General features: G+C 69.8%; 13 protein-coding genes and 5 tRNA genes. 9 read left to right on the top strand and 9 right to left on the bottom strand.

The genetic code is table 11. The features are described from left to right. Positions 1-62: 62 nt before the first annotated feature. Positions 63-707, top strand: coding sequence for a MerR family transcriptional regulator (locus tag ACWD26_RS28375; protein WP_451274780.1), 645 nt, complete (start codon positions 63-65; stop codon positions 705-707). Between the two features lie 67 nt (positions 708-774). Here ACWD26_RS28375 and ACWD26_RS28370 read toward each other — a convergent pair. From ACWD26_RS28370 to ACWD26_RS28330, 9 genes are all read right to left on the bottom strand, one after another. Next, positions 775-847: transfer RNA gene (locus tag ACWD26_RS28370), tRNA-Glu, on the bottom strand. Between the two features lie 44 nt (positions 848-891). Further along, positions 892-963 (bottom strand) — tRNA-Gln (locus ACWD26_RS28365). 20 nt (positions 964-983) lie between these two features. Further along, positions 984-1,056 (bottom strand) — tRNA-Glu (locus ACWD26_RS28360). Between the two features lie 22 nt (positions 1,057-1,078). Continuing rightward, positions 1,079-1,151 (bottom strand) — tRNA-Glu (locus ACWD26_RS28355). A gap of 42 nt (positions 1,152-1,193) precedes the next feature. Beyond that, positions 1,194-1,265 (bottom strand) — tRNA-Gln (locus ACWD26_RS28350). 90 nt (positions 1,266-1,355) lie between these two features. After that, positions 1,356-2,087, bottom strand: coding sequence for an HAD family hydrolase (locus ACWD26_RS28345; protein WP_451274779.1), 732 nt, complete (start codon positions 2,085-2,087; stop codon positions 1,356-1,358). A 112-nt stretch (positions 2,088-2,199) separates the two neighbouring features. After that, complete coding sequence (gene gltX / locus ACWD26_RS28340) at positions 2,200-3,675, bottom strand: glutamate--tRNA ligase (protein ID WP_451274778.1); 1,476 nt, start codon at positions 3,673-3,675, stop codon at positions 2,200-2,202. Beyond that, positions 3,668-4,444 (bottom strand): fumarylacetoacetate hydrolase family protein, encoded by a 777-nt coding sequence (locus ACWD26_RS28335; RefSeq protein WP_451274777.1) that lies wholly within the window; start codon positions 4,442-4,444, stop codon positions 3,668-3,670. Before ACWD26_RS28335 ends, gltX begins: the two co-directional genes overlap by 8 nt. A gap of 215 nt (positions 4,445-4,659) precedes the next feature. Continuing rightward, positions 4,660-4,839, bottom strand: coding sequence for a hypothetical protein (locus ACWD26_RS28330; RefSeq protein ID WP_451274776.1), 180 nt, complete (start codon positions 4,837-4,839; stop codon positions 4,660-4,662). Between the two features lie 601 nt (positions 4,840-5,440). Between ACWD26_RS28330 and ACWD26_RS28325 the strand changes: the two genes are divergently transcribed. The 8 genes from ACWD26_RS28325 to ACWD26_RS28290 all read left to right on the top strand — a co-directional run bounded on the left by ACWD26_RS28325 (position 5,441) and on the right by ACWD26_RS28290 (position 16,173). Beyond that, positions 5,441-9,412, top strand: a complete 3,972-nt coding sequence (locus ACWD26_RS28325; RefSeq protein WP_451274775.1) for a nitrate- and nitrite sensing domain-containing protein — start codon at positions 5,441-5,443, stop codon at positions 9,410-9,412. 9 nt (positions 9,413-9,421) lie between these two features. Continuing rightward, complete coding sequence (locus ACWD26_RS28320) at positions 9,422-9,835, top strand: roadblock/LC7 domain-containing protein (RefSeq protein WP_005479910.1); 414 nt, start codon at positions 9,422-9,424, stop codon at positions 9,833-9,835. A 111-nt stretch (positions 9,836-9,946) separates the two neighbouring features. After that, on the top strand, positions 9,947-10,345 hold the full coding sequence (locus ACWD26_RS28315) for a DUF742 domain-containing protein (RefSeq protein ID WP_086754757.1): 399 nt from the start codon (positions 9,947-9,949) through the stop codon (positions 10,343-10,345). Next, positions 10,326-10,901, top strand: a complete 576-nt coding sequence (locus ACWD26_RS28310) for a GTP-binding protein (protein WP_239757449.1) — start codon at positions 10,326-10,328, stop codon at positions 10,899-10,901. Before ACWD26_RS28315 ends, ACWD26_RS28310 begins: the two co-directional genes overlap by 20 nt. Before the next feature lie 399 nt (positions 10,902-11,300). Beyond that, positions 11,301-14,519: a nitrate- and nitrite sensing domain-containing protein gene (locus ACWD26_RS28305; protein WP_451274774.1), complete on the top strand. Its 3,219-nt coding sequence runs from the start codon at positions 11,301-11,303 to the stop codon at positions 14,517-14,519. Positions 14,520-14,529: 10 nt separating this feature from the next. Further along, positions 14,530-14,943, top strand: coding sequence for a roadblock/LC7 domain-containing protein (locus ACWD26_RS28300; RefSeq protein WP_004983065.1), 414 nt, complete (start codon positions 14,530-14,532; stop codon positions 14,941-14,943). Between the two features lie 98 nt (positions 14,944-15,041). Next, a complete protein-coding gene (locus ACWD26_RS28295; protein ID WP_451274773.1) occupies positions 15,042-15,611 on the top strand; it encodes a DUF742 domain-containing protein in 570 nt (189 codons plus the stop codon). Continuing rightward, positions 15,592-16,173, top strand: coding sequence for a GTP-binding protein (locus tag ACWD26_RS28290; protein ID WP_009314218.1), 582 nt, complete (start codon positions 15,592-15,594; stop codon positions 16,171-16,173). Before ACWD26_RS28295 ends, ACWD26_RS28290 begins: the two co-directional genes overlap by 20 nt. Positions 16,174-16,420: the final 247 nt, after the last annotated feature.

Below are 16,420 nucleotides of genomic sequence, written 5' to 3'. Positions count from 1 at the left end.
GCGGCACTATCCGAGTACCCATGATTGGATAGTGCCGCTAACCAAGGAAAGGTGCAAGTGCTGTGCGACTGGCCGAACTGAGCAGCCGGAGCGGGGTGTCCGCCGCGACGATCAAGTACTACCTGCGCGAAGGCCTGTTGCAGCCGGGCCGCCAGGTCAACGCGACGACGGCGGAGTACGACGAGGAGCATCTGCGCCGGCTGCGGCTGGTGCGCGCGTTGATCCAGGTGGGGAAGGTGCCGGTGGCGAACGCCCGGGAGGTGCTGAAGCACGTCGACGACGAGTCCCTGGGCCGTACGATCCGGCTCGGCGCGGCCCTGTGGGCGCTGCCCCAGGCCCCCGACCCGGACGCGGAGGACCCCGTCACGGCCGCCGCGACGGCGGAGGTGGACCGGCTGCTGCGGACCCTGGGCTGGGATGCGGCGCGGGAGATCGGCTCCCTGTCCCCCGTGCACCGCTCGCTGGTGGCGCTGGTGGCGACGCTGCTGCGGCTCGGCTATCCGTGCGACGCCGAACTGATGGCCCCGTACGCGGAGTTGATGCACCAGGCGGCGGCGCGGGACCTTGACCGCATGGAGGCCCACGAGTCGGACGCGGAGATGGTGGAGACGGCGGTCGCGGCCACGGTGCTCTTCGAGCCGGTCCTGCGCGCCCTGCACCGACTGGCCCAGGAGGAGGAGTCGGCGCGGCGGTACGGCATCGAGTAGCCGGAACCCATGCAGCCGGAACGCACGACGAAGGCCCCCCATCGAAGTGGAGGGCCTTCATGAAACGTACCCCCGACCGGATTCGAACCGGCGCTACCGCCTTGAGAGGGCGGCGTGCTAGGCCGCTACACAACGGGGGCGTGGAGCCTGCAGGCGTTTAGTACTACACCGCCGCAGGTCCGAGCTGGTCTACCTGGACTCGAACCAAGACTAACTGAACCAGAATCAGTCGTGCTGCCAATTACACCATAGACCAATGTGGTTTAGACCAGTCAGTACCCCCGACCGGATTCGAACCGGCGCTACCGCCTTGAGAGGGCGGCGTGCTAGGCCGCTACACAACGGGGGCCCTAGCGATCTTCAGATCACCGTACCCCCGACCGGATTCGAACCGGCGCTACTGCCTTGAGAGGGCAGCGTGCTAGGCCGCTACACAACGGGGGCTTCGCGGATATGATCTCCGCTGGTGCAGATGAGCTCTGCGAGCTGGCCTACCTGGACTCGAACCAAGACTAACTGAACCAGAATCAGTCGTGCTGCCAATTACACCATAGGCCACTGGAACGCAAGCCCCTGAGGGGATCTTGTTCTAGCTTGCTCCGTCGGTTCCGGCCTTTCGGCCCGCTCCCCGGCGGCGCAGAAAGAACATTACCCGAAGGTGGACGGCGCTCCAAAACGGGTATCCGAGCCGAGGATCGCGGGGAGTTCGGCGAGGGTGGCGATCCGGTGCGGCCCGACCGGTGGGTCGACGGTCGCGTAGAGGCCACCGCGGTCGATCCAGACGGACAGCAGACCGGCGTCGGCGGCGCCCCGGCCGTCGATCTCCGGGTGGTCGCCGACGTACGCGACCTCGTGCGGCGGCAGCTCCAGGGCCTCGCAGGCCACGTGGAACGCCTCGGCGGCCGGCTTGTGGACGCCCAGTTGCTCGGCGCACAGCACCGTCTCGAAGCGGTCCCACACGCCGAGGGCGCGCAGCTTGCGTTCCTGGACGGGGAGGCTGGAGTTGGACAGCACCGCGTGCCGGTGGCTGGCGGCGAGCACGTCCAGGACGGGCAGGACGTCCGGGAAGAGCGACCACGCCCGCTCGTAGTGGGCGACGTAGCGCTCGAACCAGGCGTCGGCCTCCGCGTCGCTCAGGGGCTGACCGTGGAAGTCCCGTACCCGGTCGCGGCGCGTGGACTCCCAGTCCCCCTCGCCCGCCGCGTACCGCCTCCAGTGCAGGCTGGTGAGCTCGCGCCAGCGGGACAGGGCCGCCTCGACGGACTCGTGTCCGAGCAGCAGGCCCTCGGCGGTGAGGTGATCCCGCATTCCGGCCCGGTCGGCCGCGGTGTAGTCGAAAAGAGTGTCGTCGACGTCCCAGAGCACCGCCTTGATGTCCATGATCCGACGGTAGCCGCAGGCCGGCCGTCCTGTCCGGAGGACGGGGATGACGAAGGGGCGGCACCCGGTCCTCCGGGTGCCGCCCCTCACGTACGAGCGTGGCGCACGCGCGTTACGCGGCCAGCCTGGCCAGCGCCGCGTCGATCCTCGCCAGCGTCTTCTCCTTGCCCAGGATCTCCAGGGACTCGAAGAGGGGCAGGCCGACCGTGCGGCCGGTGACGGCGACGCGGACCGGGGCCTGGGCCTTGCCGAGCTTGAGGCCGTGGGCCTCACCAGCGGCCAGGACGGCTTCCTTCAGGGACTCGGCCGCGGCCCAGTCGGCCGCCTCCAGCTTCTCGCGGGCCGTGCGGAGCAGGGCGTCGGAGCCCTCCTTCATGCCCTTGGTCCAGCTCGCCTCGTCCCGCACCGGCTCCGGCAGGAACAGGAAGTCGACGTTCTCCGTGATCTCCGAGAGGACCTTGAGGCGGGTCTGGGCGTGCGGGGCGATGGCCTCCCACTTCGCCTCGTCGAAGTCCTCCGGCGCCCAGGAGGCGAAGGGGGCCTTCAGCCAGGGGGCGCAGCGGTCGGTGAACTCCTTCACACCCAGCATGCGGATGTGGTCGGCGTTGATCGCCTCGGCCTTCTTCAGGTCGAAGCGGGCCGGGTTGGGGTTCACGTCCGCGATGTCGAAGGCGGCGACCATCTCCTCGATCGTGAAGATGTCCTTGTCCGCGGAGAGCGACCAGCCGAGCAGGGAGAGGTAGTTGAGCAGGCCCTCGGGCAGGAAGCCGCGCTCCCGGTAGAGGTTCAGGCTCGACTCCGGGTCGCGCTTGGACAGCTTCTTGTTGCCCTCGCCCATCACGTACGGCAGGTGCCCGAAGGACGGGACCTCCTTGGCGATGCCCAGCTCCATCAGCGCCTTGTACAGGGCGAACTGACGGGGCGTCGAGGAGAGGAGGTCCTCGCCGCGCAGGACGTGGGTGATCTCCATCAGGGCGTCGTCGACGGGGTTGACGAGCGTGTAGAGCGGGGCGCCGTTCGCGCGGACGATGCCGTAGTCGGGCACGTTCTCCGGGGTGAAGGTCAGCTCGCCGCGGACCAGGTCCGTGAAGGTGATCGTCTCGTCGGGCATCCGGAAGCGGACGATCGGCTCGCGGCCCTCGGCCTCGTACCGGGCCTTCTGCTCGGGGGTGACCTCGCGGCACTTGCCGTCGTAGCCGGAGGGTCGGCCGGCAGCGCGGGCGGCGTCGCGGCGCTCCTCCAGCTCCGAGGCGGTGCAGTAGCAGTGGTAGGCGTGGCCGGCGTCCTGGAGCTTCCGGGCGATCTCCTTGTACGTGTCCATGCGCTGCGACTGGCGGTACGGCGCGTGCGGGCCGCCGACCTCGGGTCCCTCGTCCCAGGTGAAGCCCAGCCAGCGCAGGGAGTCCAGGAGCTGCTCGTAGGACTCCTCGGAGTCGCGGGCCGCGTCGGTGTCCTCGATGCGGAAGACGAACGTGCCGCCGGTGTGGCGGGCGAACGCCCAGTTGAACAGGGCCGTGCGGACCAGGCCCACATGGGGGTTGCCGGTCGGGGACGGACAGAAACGTACGCGGACGGAGCCGTTAGCCACGCTTGATCACCTTGTTGGTGAGAGTGCCGATGCCTTCGATGGTGACGGCGACCTCGTCGCCGACGTTGAGGGGGCCGACCCCCGCCGGGGTGCCCGTGAGGATGACGTCGCCGGGGAGCAGGGTCATGGCCTCGGTGATGTTGACGATCAGGTCCTCGATGGAGTGGATCATCTCGCTCGTACGCCCGAGCTGTCGCTGCGCGCCGTTGACGGTGAGCTGGATGGTCAGGTCGCTCGGGTCGAGGTCGGTCTCCACCCAGGGGCCCAGCGGGCAGGAGGTGTCGAAGCCCTTGGCCCGGGCCCACTGCTTCTCGCGCTTCTGGACGTCACGGGCGGTGATGTCGTTGGCACAGGTGTAGCCGAAGATCACGTCCTTGACGCGGGCGCGCGGGACCTCGCGGCACATACGGCCGATGACGACGGCCAGTTCGGCCTCGTGGTGGAGGTCCTCGGTGAAGGACGGGTACTGGATCTCGTCGCCGGGGCCGATCACCGAGGTGGCCGGCTTGAAGAAGGCGAACGGGGCGTCGGGGACCTCGTTGCCCAGCTCGCGGGCGTGTTCGGCGTAGTTGCGGCCGAAGGCGACGACCTTGTTGGGGAGCACCGGCGGCAGCAGCCTGACCTTGCTGACCGGGACCTTCGTACCGGAGAGCTCGAAGTCCGCGAACGGAATGCCCTTGATGATGTCGAGGACGAGCTCGTCCGGCTTGTCGCCCTCGACCGCGCCGAAGGCTACGTTCCCGTCGATGGAGAACCTGGCGATGCGCACGGGATGCTTGCGCCCCTTAACTGAGCTGGCTGGAGTCTGACGGTCCAGGCTAACGCGGCAATGGGTGCCCGCCTGCGCATTAATACGGCGCGCATGCGGAAGGGCGCCCGGCTCGTGCCGGGCGCCCTTCCGCGTCACCCTCGCAGGAATCCGCCGTTTCTTCACAGGAACCGACTTGAGCGGTTGACGGATTCCGTACGTACTTGAGCCTGCAACTACTCCGCCGCCCGGACCGGGACCGTCTCCAGGATCGTCCGGCGGGGGTTGGCGGTCTGGGAGGGGAGGTCGACGGAGTGCTCCTGCTCCGGCGTGCGCAGATCCTCGGCGTCGGCGAGGTGGGCCAGCGTCGTGCGCCGGGGGTTGGCTATCGTGCGGAACATCGTCGTCGTCTTCACTGTTGTCCAAGACCTCGTCGTGTACGGGCGCCGGGAGGGCCGCAAGGGCCGTCCCACAAGCGCGGGTTGTCGGATTCGCCATCCCTGTAAAGCGTCAGGCTAAACATCCGATTCCCGGGTCAAGTCGTGAAGAAGGCATGATCGGCGTGTGAGTTTGCTCACTCAGTCATGGGCAAAACGGGCAATCCAGGCCATCAACTCGCCCTTGCGAAACGGACATTAGTTACCTGAAGCCCGCATTCCGCTCCTGATCATGGCGACTGGGACACCCTGCTCACACCAGCGGTTCACCCGGATATGCCCGGTATAAACAGAAACCCCTTCCACGCCCGGTGACGCCTCACTCACATGCTGTCACAGTGAACAGACCGTTACCCATTGGCCTTGTTGGAGATCCGGCACTGTGCTGGAATTCCACGGACCGCCGCAGGATCGTGCCGGCGCGCAGAGGCGCAGAGCAGCGCCTGGCGGCGGTGGAAGGGGGAGCCAGCGCCGGTCACTCACGACCACCAATGGGGACGAATTCAGGGCGTCCCCGAAGACGCCGACACCGTCCCGCCGTTCACGCGGTGGGGCGCCTGGTCCAGAGGTTGCGACGCTAGTGCAGGGACGTTTCAAGAGGGATGGCAGCGCTTCGGCGGAGCCGGAGCCACACAACGGAGCCGGTAACGGTTCCTCCCCCCAGCACGCCCAGAACCCGGGTCCGGCTGAGATCGGCGACGGCGGTGAGCGCTCCGGGCGCCCCGGCGCGTCAGTTCCTTCCGCGCCGCCCGGGAAGCCCAAGGGCGGCAGCAAGGCCGGTGCCGGAGGCGCCGGCTCCCGAATAGCCCTGCGCAACTGGCGCATCTCGACCCGTCTCGTGTCGCTGCTCGCGCTCCCCGTGGTGGCGGCGACCTCGCTCGGCGCCCTGCGCATCGGCGACAACGTGGACGACATCCAGCAGCTCGAGAACATGCGGCTGCTGACGGACATGACCAAGCAGGCGACCGAGCTCGCCGCCGCGCTCCAGCAGGAGCGGGACCTGTCCGCCGGTCCCCTCGCGCACGGGCTGGGCGTCGGCGACTACACGGTCAAGGGCACCCGCGAGAAGACGGACCAGGCCCGCGTCCAGTTCACCGACGCGACCCAGGCCGCCGAGACCGCGAACACCACCGACAAGCTGCCCGGTGTCCGCGACAGTCTCGTCCGGGTCGTGCGTGAGCTGTACAACCTCAGCAGCATCCGCAAGAACGCCTACGCGGACCCCAAGAACTCCACGCAGACCGTCGAGGCCTACCACCGCCTGATCGACCAGTTGCTGGACCTCTCCACGGACATGGCCGAGGCCACCAGCAACCCGGACATGATCAAGCGGACCCGTGCCCTGGCGGCGTTCTCGTCCGCCAAGGAGTACGCCTCCATCCAGCGCGCGGTCATCGCGGCGGCCCTGCCCCCGACCGACGCCAGCGCCGGCAAGCTCTCCGAGAACGACCGGCTGTACGCCAACTCGGCCCTGGCCAACGAGCAGTCCGACCGCAGCACCTTCTCCGACATCTACGGCTCGGGCGCCGAGGAGCTGACCAAGCCGATCGACGACGCGAGCCCGACCATCGAGGCCGCCGACGTCTACGCGGACCGGGTGCTCGGCAGCGCGGGCGGTCTGGGCGGGCAGGACAGGCGCTCGTACAAGGACTGGACCGACGACTCGTCTGCCAAGATCGAGCAGATGAAGAAGATCGAGGGGTCTCTCCTGGAGGAGATGGAGCAGACCGCTCGTAACCTCCGGGCCGACTCCGAGCAGGAGGCGATCTTCTCCGGTGCGCTGATCCTGCTCGTCCTCGGTGTCTCCCTGGTCGGCGCGTTCGTCGTGGCCCGGTCCATGATCCGCTCGCTGCGGCGGCTGCAGGACACGGCGACCAAGGTCGCCCAGGACCGGCTGCCCGAGCTGGTCAAGCAGCTGTCCGAGTCGGACCCGCAGGACGTCGACACCTCCGTCGAGTCCGTCGGTGTGCACTCCCGGGACGAGATCGGCCAGGTGGCCGCGGCCTTCGACGACGTGCACCGCGAGGCCGTCCGCCTCGCCGCCGAGCAGGCCCTCCTCCGGGGCAACGTCAACGCGATGTTCACCAACCTCTCGCGCCGCTCCCAGGGCCTCATCCAGCGTCAGCTGTCGCTCATCTCCGAACTGGAGTCCCGCGAGGCCGACCCGGACCAGCTGTCCTCCCTCTTCAAGCTCGACCACCTCGCCACCCGCATGCGCCGTAACGGTGAGAACCTCCTCGTTCTCGCCGGTGAAGAGCCCGGCCGCCGCTGGACCCGCCCGGTCCCGCTGGTCGACGTGCTCCGCGCCGCCGCGTCCGAGGTGGAGCAGTACGAGCGCATCGAACTCGCCTCCGTGCCGACGACCGAGGTCGCCGGTCGCGTGGTCAACGACCTCGTGCACCTGCTCGCCGAGCTGCTGGAGAACGCGACCTCTTTCTCCTCCCCGCAGACCAAGGTCAAGGTCACCGGTCACGCGCTGCCCGACGGCCGGGTGCTGATCGAGATCCACGACACCGGTATCGGCCTCTCCCCCGAGGACCTCGCCGCGATCAACGAGCGGCTCGCCTCGCCGCCCACCGTGGACGTCTCGGTCTCCCGCCGCATGGGTCTGTTCGTGGTCGGCCGGCTGTCGCAGCGCCACGGCATCCGTATCCAGCTGCGTCCGTCCGACTCGGGCGGTACGACCGCGCTCGTCATGCTCCCCGTGGACGTGGCGCAGGGCAACAAGAAGCCCACCCCGGGCAAGCCCGGCCAGGGCGCTCCCTCCACCGGTGGTCCGGCCGCCGCGCAGGCCGCGGCCGGTGCCGCCGCCGCGCGTCGCCAGGCCGGCAACCAGTCGGGCCCGCCGCTCGGTGGTGGCCCCTCCGCCGGTGGCGGTCTGCTCGGTGGTCCTCCGCAGCGTGGGCAGGTCGGCGCGGGCCAGGGTCCGCGGGCCGCGCTGCCCGGCAACCCCAGTGGTCCGGGCGGTCTCGGCAACCCCGGTGGTCCGCGTGGGCCCCAGGGTGGTCCGCCGGCGCCTGGGCAGGGCGGCCGGCCGGCTCCGGCGGGCGCCGGTGCCGGAGGGTTCGGCGGCGGTCAGGCGCCGGGTGCCCCGCAGGGGCTGCAGGCCGCCGGGACCGGTGGGCACCACTTCGAGAGCTTCGACGACTCCGGGCGCCAGGGCGGCTTCCCGGGCGGCGGTCCGGGTCTGCGCCCGGCCGGTGGCCCGGGTGACGCGGGTGCGGGCCGGCCGGGCGGGGCCGACAACGGCCTGGGTCCCGTGCCGCCGAAGCAGGGCAAGGAACGTTCCGGCAGGCGCCGTCCGCAGCTGCCCGGCCGCGGTGGTCCGCGCGCCGAGCTGCCCGGGGGCAACACCCCGCCGCGGACGCCGAGCTGGAGCGACGACAACGCGCAGCCGCCGGTGCCGCGCGCCTCGCTGGACGCCCCGCGCGGCCACGAGGAGCAGCCGGACGTCACCGCGCCGATGCCGCGCATCGACCCCGGCCAGGGTCCGGGCTCGCCCACGGACTTCCCGCCTTCCCCGCATGCCGACTTCGACAGCCGGCGCCCCGGCGCGGGTGCCCCGCAGAACGGCACCGGTTCCTTCATCCGCTCCGACGTGTACGGCGGGGCCGGTGCTCCGCCGGCGCCCACCGGTCCGGCCCGGGGCGGCTCGCAGGACCCCTCGTCCACCGGCCAGTTCGCCACGCAGGGCTACGACGGCTCCGGTACGGGCCAGTTCCCGGCGCCGGGCCGGCAGAACCCGCGGCACACCGACCAGTTCGGGGCCAACGGCCGACAGAACCCGCAGGACACCGGCCAGTTCGGCACGTCCGGCCAGAACGGCCGGGGCACCGGGCGCTTCGACGCACCGGGGCGCCAGAACCCGCAGGACACCGGCCAGTTCGAGCGTCCGCAGGACACCGGCCAGTTCGAGCGTCCGCAGGACACCGGCCAGTTCGAGCGTCCGCAGGACAACGGTGAGAGCTACGGCGCCCCGCGTCCCCCGATGCCGCCGCAGCGTCCGCCCGTGCCCCCGCAGCGCCCCGCGCGCCCGCAGGAGCCGGAGGCGCTGCCGCCTGCCACGGGGCCGATGGACGGCCGTACGCCGCTGTACGACACGCTGGAGACCAACTGGTTCCACGGTCAGGGCGGTCAGAACGGGCAGAACGACCAGCAGCCGCAGCAGCCGGGCAACGTTCCCGCGCCGCAGCAGCCGCCCGCCCACCAGGCCCCGGCCGCTCCCCAGCGTCCGGCGCCCCCCGCCGCGCCCGCTTCCCCCACCTGGCGCAGCACTCCCAACGACGACCTGGTCCGCCAGGCCGAGCGTGTCCGTCAGCCGTCGGCGGGCGGGGTCACCACCTCCGGCCTCCCGCGTCGGGTCCCGCGCGCGAACCTCGTGCCGGGCACGGCTCAGCAGCAACAGCACCAAACCGGTCCGCAGGTCTCGCGTACGCCTGACGACGTTCGCGGCCGGCTGACCAATCTCCGTCGGGGCATCGCGCAGGGTCGACAGGCCGGTACCGGCCAGACCGGCAGCTTCCCGAGCCCCACTCACCAGCAGGAGCGTTAGTTGAGCCAGATGAGCCAGGCGGCACAGAACCTCAACTGGTTGATCACCAACTTCGTGGACAACACCCCCGGGGTGTCCCACACCGTCGTCGTGTCCGCCGACGGTCTTCTTCTGGCGATGTCGGAAGGTTTCCCGCGCGACCGTGCCGACCAGCTCGCCGCCGTCGCCTCCGGGCTCACGTCACTCACGGCCGGGGCGTCCCGGATCTTCGAGGGCGGGGACGTGGCCCAGACGGTGGTCGAGATGGAACGCGGTTTTCTGTTCCTGATGTCCGTCTCCGACGGATCGTCCCTGGCCGTCCTCGCCCACCCCGAGTGCGACATCGGCCTCGTCGGTTACGAGATGGCGCTGCTCGTCGACCGCGCGGGCGCCGTGCTCACGCCCGACCTGCGCGCCGAACTCCAAGGCAGTCTGCTCCACTGACGCCTGCGGCTCCACCGAACTCACCAAATCACCGTCCGGCCGCCACAGTCCCCCCACCGGCCCCCGTCAGACGGCACGACTGACCGACTTGCTGTCCCGCTCGGAGGATCAATGACCCCGCCCACCGCTCCTCACGATCCGTACGCAGAGCCGTACGGAGACGAGGGCGACCAGCCGCTGGTTCGGCCGTACGCCATGACCGGTGGCCGGACGCGGCCGCGTTACCAGCTCGCCCTCGAGGCGCTGATCAGCACGACGGCAGACCCCGCGCACCTGATGGGGCTGCTCCCCGAGCACCAGCGGATCTGCCACCTGTGCCGCGAGGTGAAGTCGGTGGCCGAGGTGTCGGCCCTGCTGTCCATGCCGCTCGGTGTGGCCCGGATCCTTGTCGCGGACCTCGCCGAGGCCGGACTCGTCGCGATCCACCAGCCCGGTGGCGACGAGAACGCCGGTGGCGCCCCGGACGTGACTCTGCTGGAAAGGGTGCTCAGTGGACTTCGGAAGCTCTGAAGCGGGGCGGGCCACCACCTCGGCGAAGATCGTGGTGGCGGGTGGCTTCGGCGTGGGCAAGACCACGTTCGTCGGGGCCGTCTCGGAGATCAACCCGCTGCGTACCGAGGCCGTCATGACGTCCGCGTCGGCGGGCATCGACGACCTCACCCACACCGGGGACAAGACGACCACCACGGTCGCCATGGACTTCGGCCGCATCACCCTCGACCAGGACCTCATCCTGTACCTCTTCGGTACGCCGGGTCAGGACCGCTTCTGGTTCATGTGGGACGACCTGGTCCGCGGCGCCATCGGCGCGGTGGTCCTGGTGGACACCCGCCGGCTCGCCGACTGCTTCCCCGCGGTCGACTACTTCGAGAACAGCGGGCTCCCCTTCGTCATCGCCCTCAACGGCTTCGACGGTCACCAGCCCTACACTCCCGACGAGGTGCGCGAGGCACTGCAGATCGGGCCCGACACCCCGATCATCACGACCGACGCCCGCCACCGCGCGGACGCCAAGTCGGCCCTCATCACCCTGGTCGAACACGCGCTGATGGCCCGCCTGCGGTAGGCCACAGGGGTCCGAAGTACCTCACCTGGACCCAAAACAGGACTCAAGTCCACAACGTCATACGGCAGTTGTCGTAGTTACACCGAAGCCGGCTGTGTCCTTTGACACGGTCGGCCTCGGTGTTCATAACGTTTCGACAGAGAAATAGGGTGGTACGACCACGCGTCGCGGTCGATCGGTACCGCTGCGCTCACGATGGCCCCGCTTTTTGCCGGGGCTCGCTCTTTATGACCGTTTTATCTGGGACTTACATCACGCGGAATCGTTGCCTCCCAGTGTTTGGAAGTCCTCAGCGTGACGTGCTGGAATGCCTGAACTGCCCATTAGTCAAAGACGTACTAGGGCGTGGAGTCACCCGCGGCACGACGTAGGTGCCGGCGCCGAGAGGTTGTTGGTCGAGTGAGGCGAAGCAAGAAAGGTCCCGAGCCGTCGGCGCGGGGCAACTTCACCCCGCCGTCGCGCGGAGCGGCACCCGCACAAGTGACCGGACCGGAGCCGACGGCAGCTCCCGCGCCCAGCGGCAGTCGTCTCTCCCCCCGCAACTGGCGTGTACCCACCCGCCTGAACGCGATTCTCCTCATACCCGTGCTGGTCGGCCTGGTCATGGGCGGCTTCCAGGTGAAGGGTTCCATCGACACCTGGCAGGAGGCACGGGAGGCCGAGAAGGTCGCCAAGATCGTGGCCGCCGCCGGTGTCTACGCCGAGGCGCTTCTCAACGAGCGTGACCTCTCCGCCCAGCCGCTGCTGGACGGCGACCGGGACAGCGAGGTCGTCAAGGACGCCCGCGCCTTCACCGACGAGAAGGCCGACGCCTTCCACGCGGAGGTCGTCGGGATGCCCGCCGGGCAGGGCCTGGAGCGCCGGCTGCGTCTGGTGGAGGAGGCCGAGCCGTCGCTGGAGAAACTCCGGCAGACCGCCTTTACCCGGGCAGCCGACCCGGTACAGACCGAAGAGGGCTACGTCACCGTCGAGCACCTCCTGGCGGAGTTCTCCAACGAGCTCGGCCTCGGTACCGGCAACATCACCGCGTACGGCCGTACGGTCTACGCGGTCACGCTCGCCAAGGGCGCCGCCTCGCTGCAGCGCTCGATCGGCACCCACCTGCTGGTCCGGCCCAGCGAGGACGAGAGGGTCTTCCGCCAGCAGGTCACCGCGTTCACCTCGTACGCGTACCTGGAGAACATCGCCGTACAGGAGTACGTCTCCGGCGGCACCGAGGCCGACGCCGCGCGCCTGGAGTCGGTCATGGCGCAGAAGACCGAAGAGGGCAAGAAGCAGGCGGCCGAGGCCGCCGCGAAGGACCCGGACTACGTCGCGCCGCCGGACACCATGCTGAAGATGATCCAGGCGATCGGCAGCGGTGCCTCCCCCGAGGACCTCGCCAAGCAGGGCGTCACCTACCAGAACTGGATGGCGGCCTCCACCCTGAAGTTCGAGGGTTACAGCGAGGTCGAGACCGAACTGATCAACCGCGCGGTGTCCGAGGCCGGCCAGATCGCCTCCGACGCCCAGCGCGACGCCTACATCAACGGCGCCATCGTCATCGTCGCCCTGCTCGCCGCGTTCATCATCGCCGGGATCATGGCCCGCCAGATGAGCCGCTCGATGCGCCAGCTGCGCAACGCCGCCTTCGGCATCGCCGAGCAGCGCCTGCCGATGCTGGTCGACCAGCTCTCGCGCACCGACCCCGGCCGGGTCGACACCCGGGTGGCGCCGATCCCGATCAACTCCACGGACGAGATCGGTGAAGTCGCCCGCGCGTTCGACCAGGTCCACCGCGAGGCCGTCCGGCTCGCCGCCGAGCAGGCCCTGCTGCGGGGCAACATCAACGCGATCTTCACCAACCTCTCGCGCCGCAACCAGTCGCTGATCGAGGGCCAGCTGACCCTGATCACCGACCTGGAGAACAACGAGGCCGACCCGGACCAGCTGGAGAACCTCTTCAAGCTGGACCACCTGGCGACCCGTATGCGCCGCAACGGCGAGAACCTCCTCGTCCTCGCCGGCGAGGAGCCCGGCCGCCGCTGGGACCAGCCGGTCCCGCTGATCGACGTGCTGCGCGCCGCTTCCTCCGAGGTGGAGCAGTACGAGCGCATCGAGCTCTCCGGCGTCCCGGAGGCCGAGATCCACGGCCGCTCGGTGACCGACCTCGTGCACCTGCTCGCCGAGCTCCTGGAGAACGCCACCACGTTCTCCTCCCCGCAGACCAAGGTCCGCGTCACCGCGACCCGTCTCCCCGACGGCCGCGTGATGATCGAGATCCACGACAAGGGCATCGGCCTCACCGCCGAGGACTTCGCGGACATCAACCACAAGCTGGCCAACCCGCCGACCGTGGACGCCGCGATCTCGCAGCGCATGGGCCTCTTCGTGGTCGGCCGGCTGTCCGACCGGCACGGCATCCGCGTCCAGCTGCGCCCCTCGGGTGAGCAGGCCGGTACGACCTCGCTGGTCATGCTCCCGGACGTCATCACCCATGGTGGCGGTGGCGAGCAGCAGCCGCAGGCCGACCAGTTCACCGTCTCGCAGATCATCCCGGAGCAGCAGCACGCGTTCCAGCAGCCGGACATCGCCCCGATGCGGACCGCCGCCGAGCTGGGCTTCGACGACAGCCGCTACGAGGTCCCGGACGACATCCGCGATCTGGACCCCGTCGGCCGTTCCCTGATGCGCGAGGAGCGTCGCGCGGCCCTGGAGGCCCAGACGCACCAGAACCCGCAGCTGCCCGCCGGTGAGACGCCGCGCTACGGCGACGACTTCCAGGCCCCCGAGCCGTCCTACGACAACGGCGCGACGGCCTACGTGGACCCGCAGCGGTCGTTCGACCAGCAGACGGCGTACGAGGAGCCGCGGCAGCCGTCGTACGACGAGACGTACTTCGGCTCGCCGGGCGGCGTGGCGAACGGCAACGGGCATCTGCCGAGCGGGAACGACTCGTTCACCGCTACCGGTGGTTACCCCGAGCCCTCCTATGCGGAGCCCGTCCAGGAAGAGCACGCGGCGGCCGCCGCGAACGCCCCGGAGACGTACTCGGGCTTCGAAGAGCCGTCCTATCAGGACGACTGGCCGCAGCAGCAGGACTACCAGAGCTCGTACCGCTCCGAGTACGCTCCGGAACCGGAATCTGCGCAGGCCGCTGACGTGGAGGAGCCGGACCGCGTAGGCTTCGACCGTCCGGGATCCACTCCTTCCGCCGGCCACGCGCTGACCGACGCCGGCCTCCCCCGCCGCGGCTCCACCGCGAGCGCGGGCGGCACGAGCGCGGGCGCCGTGAACGGACGACAGGATGTGGCCCAGGACCAGCCGAAGGCCGGGGGACCGAACGGCGACTGGCGCTCGGCCAACGACGAGCGCTGGCAGCAGGCCTCCCAGCTGAAGAAGCCCAAGGCAGGCGGGGTCACCTCCTCCGGTCTGCCGCGGCGGGTGCCCAAGGCCAACCTGGTCGAGGGAGCCGCCACGACGACCCCGCAGGGAGGTCCACAGATCTCCCGCGCTCCCGAGGACGTCCGGGGCAGGCTGAGCAACCTGCGCCGGGGTGTCCAGCGTGGGCGCAACGCAGGCAGTGAAACGAACGGCCAGGGCTTCGGTCCTGACAGCACCTACAACCAGGAGCGTTAGTGTGAGCCCGATGAGCCAGGCGGCGCAGAACCTGAACTGGTTGATCACCAACTTCGTGGACAACACCCCAGGGGTGTCGCACACGGTGGTGGTCTCCGCCGACGGACTCCTTCTGGCGATGTCCGAAGGGTTCCCGCGTGACCGAGCCGACCAGCTGGCGGCCGTCGCGTCGGGTCTGACCTCTCTGACAGCGGGTGCCTCCCGCATCTTCGAAGGTGGCAGCGTCAATCAGACGGTTGTGGAGATGGAGCGGGGATTCCTCTTCATCATGTCCATTTCCGACGGTTCCTCGCTCGCCGTTCTCGCACATCCGGAAGCCGACATCGGCCTCATCGGGTACGAGATGGCCCTTCTGGTCGACCGTGCCGGTACCGTCCTGACGCCCGATCTTCGTGCGGAGCTCCAGGGCAGCCTGCTCAACTAACAGTCAGACGGTGCGTTTTGGCGTCCCGGGGCCGTAAGGTTTCGGGACGCGGCTTCCAATGAGCCATGGATGCCAGCACAGTCGGAGGAGGAGAGAACGTGGCAACACCCCCAGGCGGTTCATCGTCGGGCAACTGGTCCTACCCTGGCCAGGGGCCGGGCCAGGGTGACCAGAACCGGTACAACTTCCCCTCCGCACCGAGCCGCCAGCAGCCGTACGCACCGCAGGGCCCCGGCCCTTCGCCGTACGACCAGCCGCCGGCGCCGCGCATCCAGCCCGTGCAGCCGCAGCGCCGCACCCCTGAGCCGTCGCCCGCCGGGGCGGCGAGCAACCCCCTGGTGCGCCCGTACGCCATGACGGGCGGCCGCACCAGGCCGCGCTACCAGCTCGCCATCGAGGCACTGGTGCACACCACCGCGCAGCCGCACCAGATGCAGGGCCAGTTGCCCGAGCATCAGCGGATCTGCAACCTCTGCCGAGAGATCAAGTCGGTCGCCGAAATCTCGGCGCTCCTGACCATCCCCCTCGGCGTGGCCAGGATCCTCGTCGCCGACTTGGCGGAGGCGGGCCTGGTCGCCATCCATCAGCCCGGCGGCGACGAGAGCGCCGGCGGCCAGCCAGACGTGACACTGCTCGAAAGGGTGCTCAGTGGACTTCGCAAGCTCTAGCGGAGGGCCTTCCCGCTCCACCACGTCCGCGAAGATCGTGGTGGCTGGCGGCTTCGGCGTGGGCAAGACCACGTTCGTCGGGGCCGTCTCGGAGATCAACCCGCTGCGTACCGAGGCCGTCATGACGTCCGCGTCGGCGGGCATCGACGACCTCACCCACACCGGGGACAAGACGACCACCACGGTCGCCATGGACTTCGGCCGCATCACCCTCGACCAGGACCTCATCCTGTACCTGTTCGGCACCCCCGGTCAGGACCGCTTCTGGTTCATGTGGGACGACCTGGTCCGCGGCGCCATCGGCGCGATCGTCCTCGTCGACACGCGTCGTCTGGCCGACTGCTTCCCGGCCGTCGACTACTTCGAGAACAGCGGCCTGCCGTTCGTGATCGCGCTGAACGGCTTCGACGGCCAGCAGCCGTACAACCCGGACGAGGTCCGGGAGGCTCTGCAGATCGGTCCGGACACCCCGATCATCACGACGGACGCGCGGCACCGGGCCGATGCGAAGTCGGCGCTGATCACCCTGGTCGAGCACGCGCTGATGGCGCGGCTGCGGTAGGCCTGCGGCACCGCTCAGCATCAAAGGGGTCCCTCCGTGCGGAGGGGCCCCTTTTGTTCGGTCGGCCGTCGGCTGCGGGTCCGGTGGGGCTTCTCGCGCAGTTCCCCGCGTCCCGGAAAGACCAGGCTCCGCGGGGCCTGAAACGCGAAGGGGCCCCGGGCCGAAAAGCAAGGGGCGCAGCCCCTGCTTTTCAGGGGCGCGGGGAACTGCGCGACCAGCCCCCAGGCACCCGCAGCCGACGCACGAC

The organism is Streptomyces sp. NPDC002787 (genome assembly GCF_053592095.1).
The sequence above is the reverse complement of the archived record's forward strand: the minus strand, read 5'-3'. Positions and strand labels throughout refer to the sequence as shown.

Bases quoted from the DNA above. Each gene is read 5' to 3' on its own strand.
- ACWD26_RS28315 (WP_086754757.1), top strand. From the start codon at position 9,947: ATGACCCCGCCCACCGCTCCTCACGATCCGTACGCAGAGCCGTACGGA.
- ACWD26_RS28345 (WP_451274779.1), bottom strand. From the start codon at position 2,087: ATGGACATCAAGGCGGTGCTCTGGGACGTCGACGACACTCTTTTCGAC.
- ACWD26_RS28300 (WP_004983065.1), top strand. From the start codon at position 14,530: ATGAGCCAGGCGGCGCAGAACCTGAACTGGTTGATCACCAACTTCGTG.
- ACWD26_RS28320 (WP_005479910.1), top strand. From the start codon at position 9,422: ATGAGCCAGGCGGCACAGAACCTCAACTGGTTGATCACCAACTTCGTG.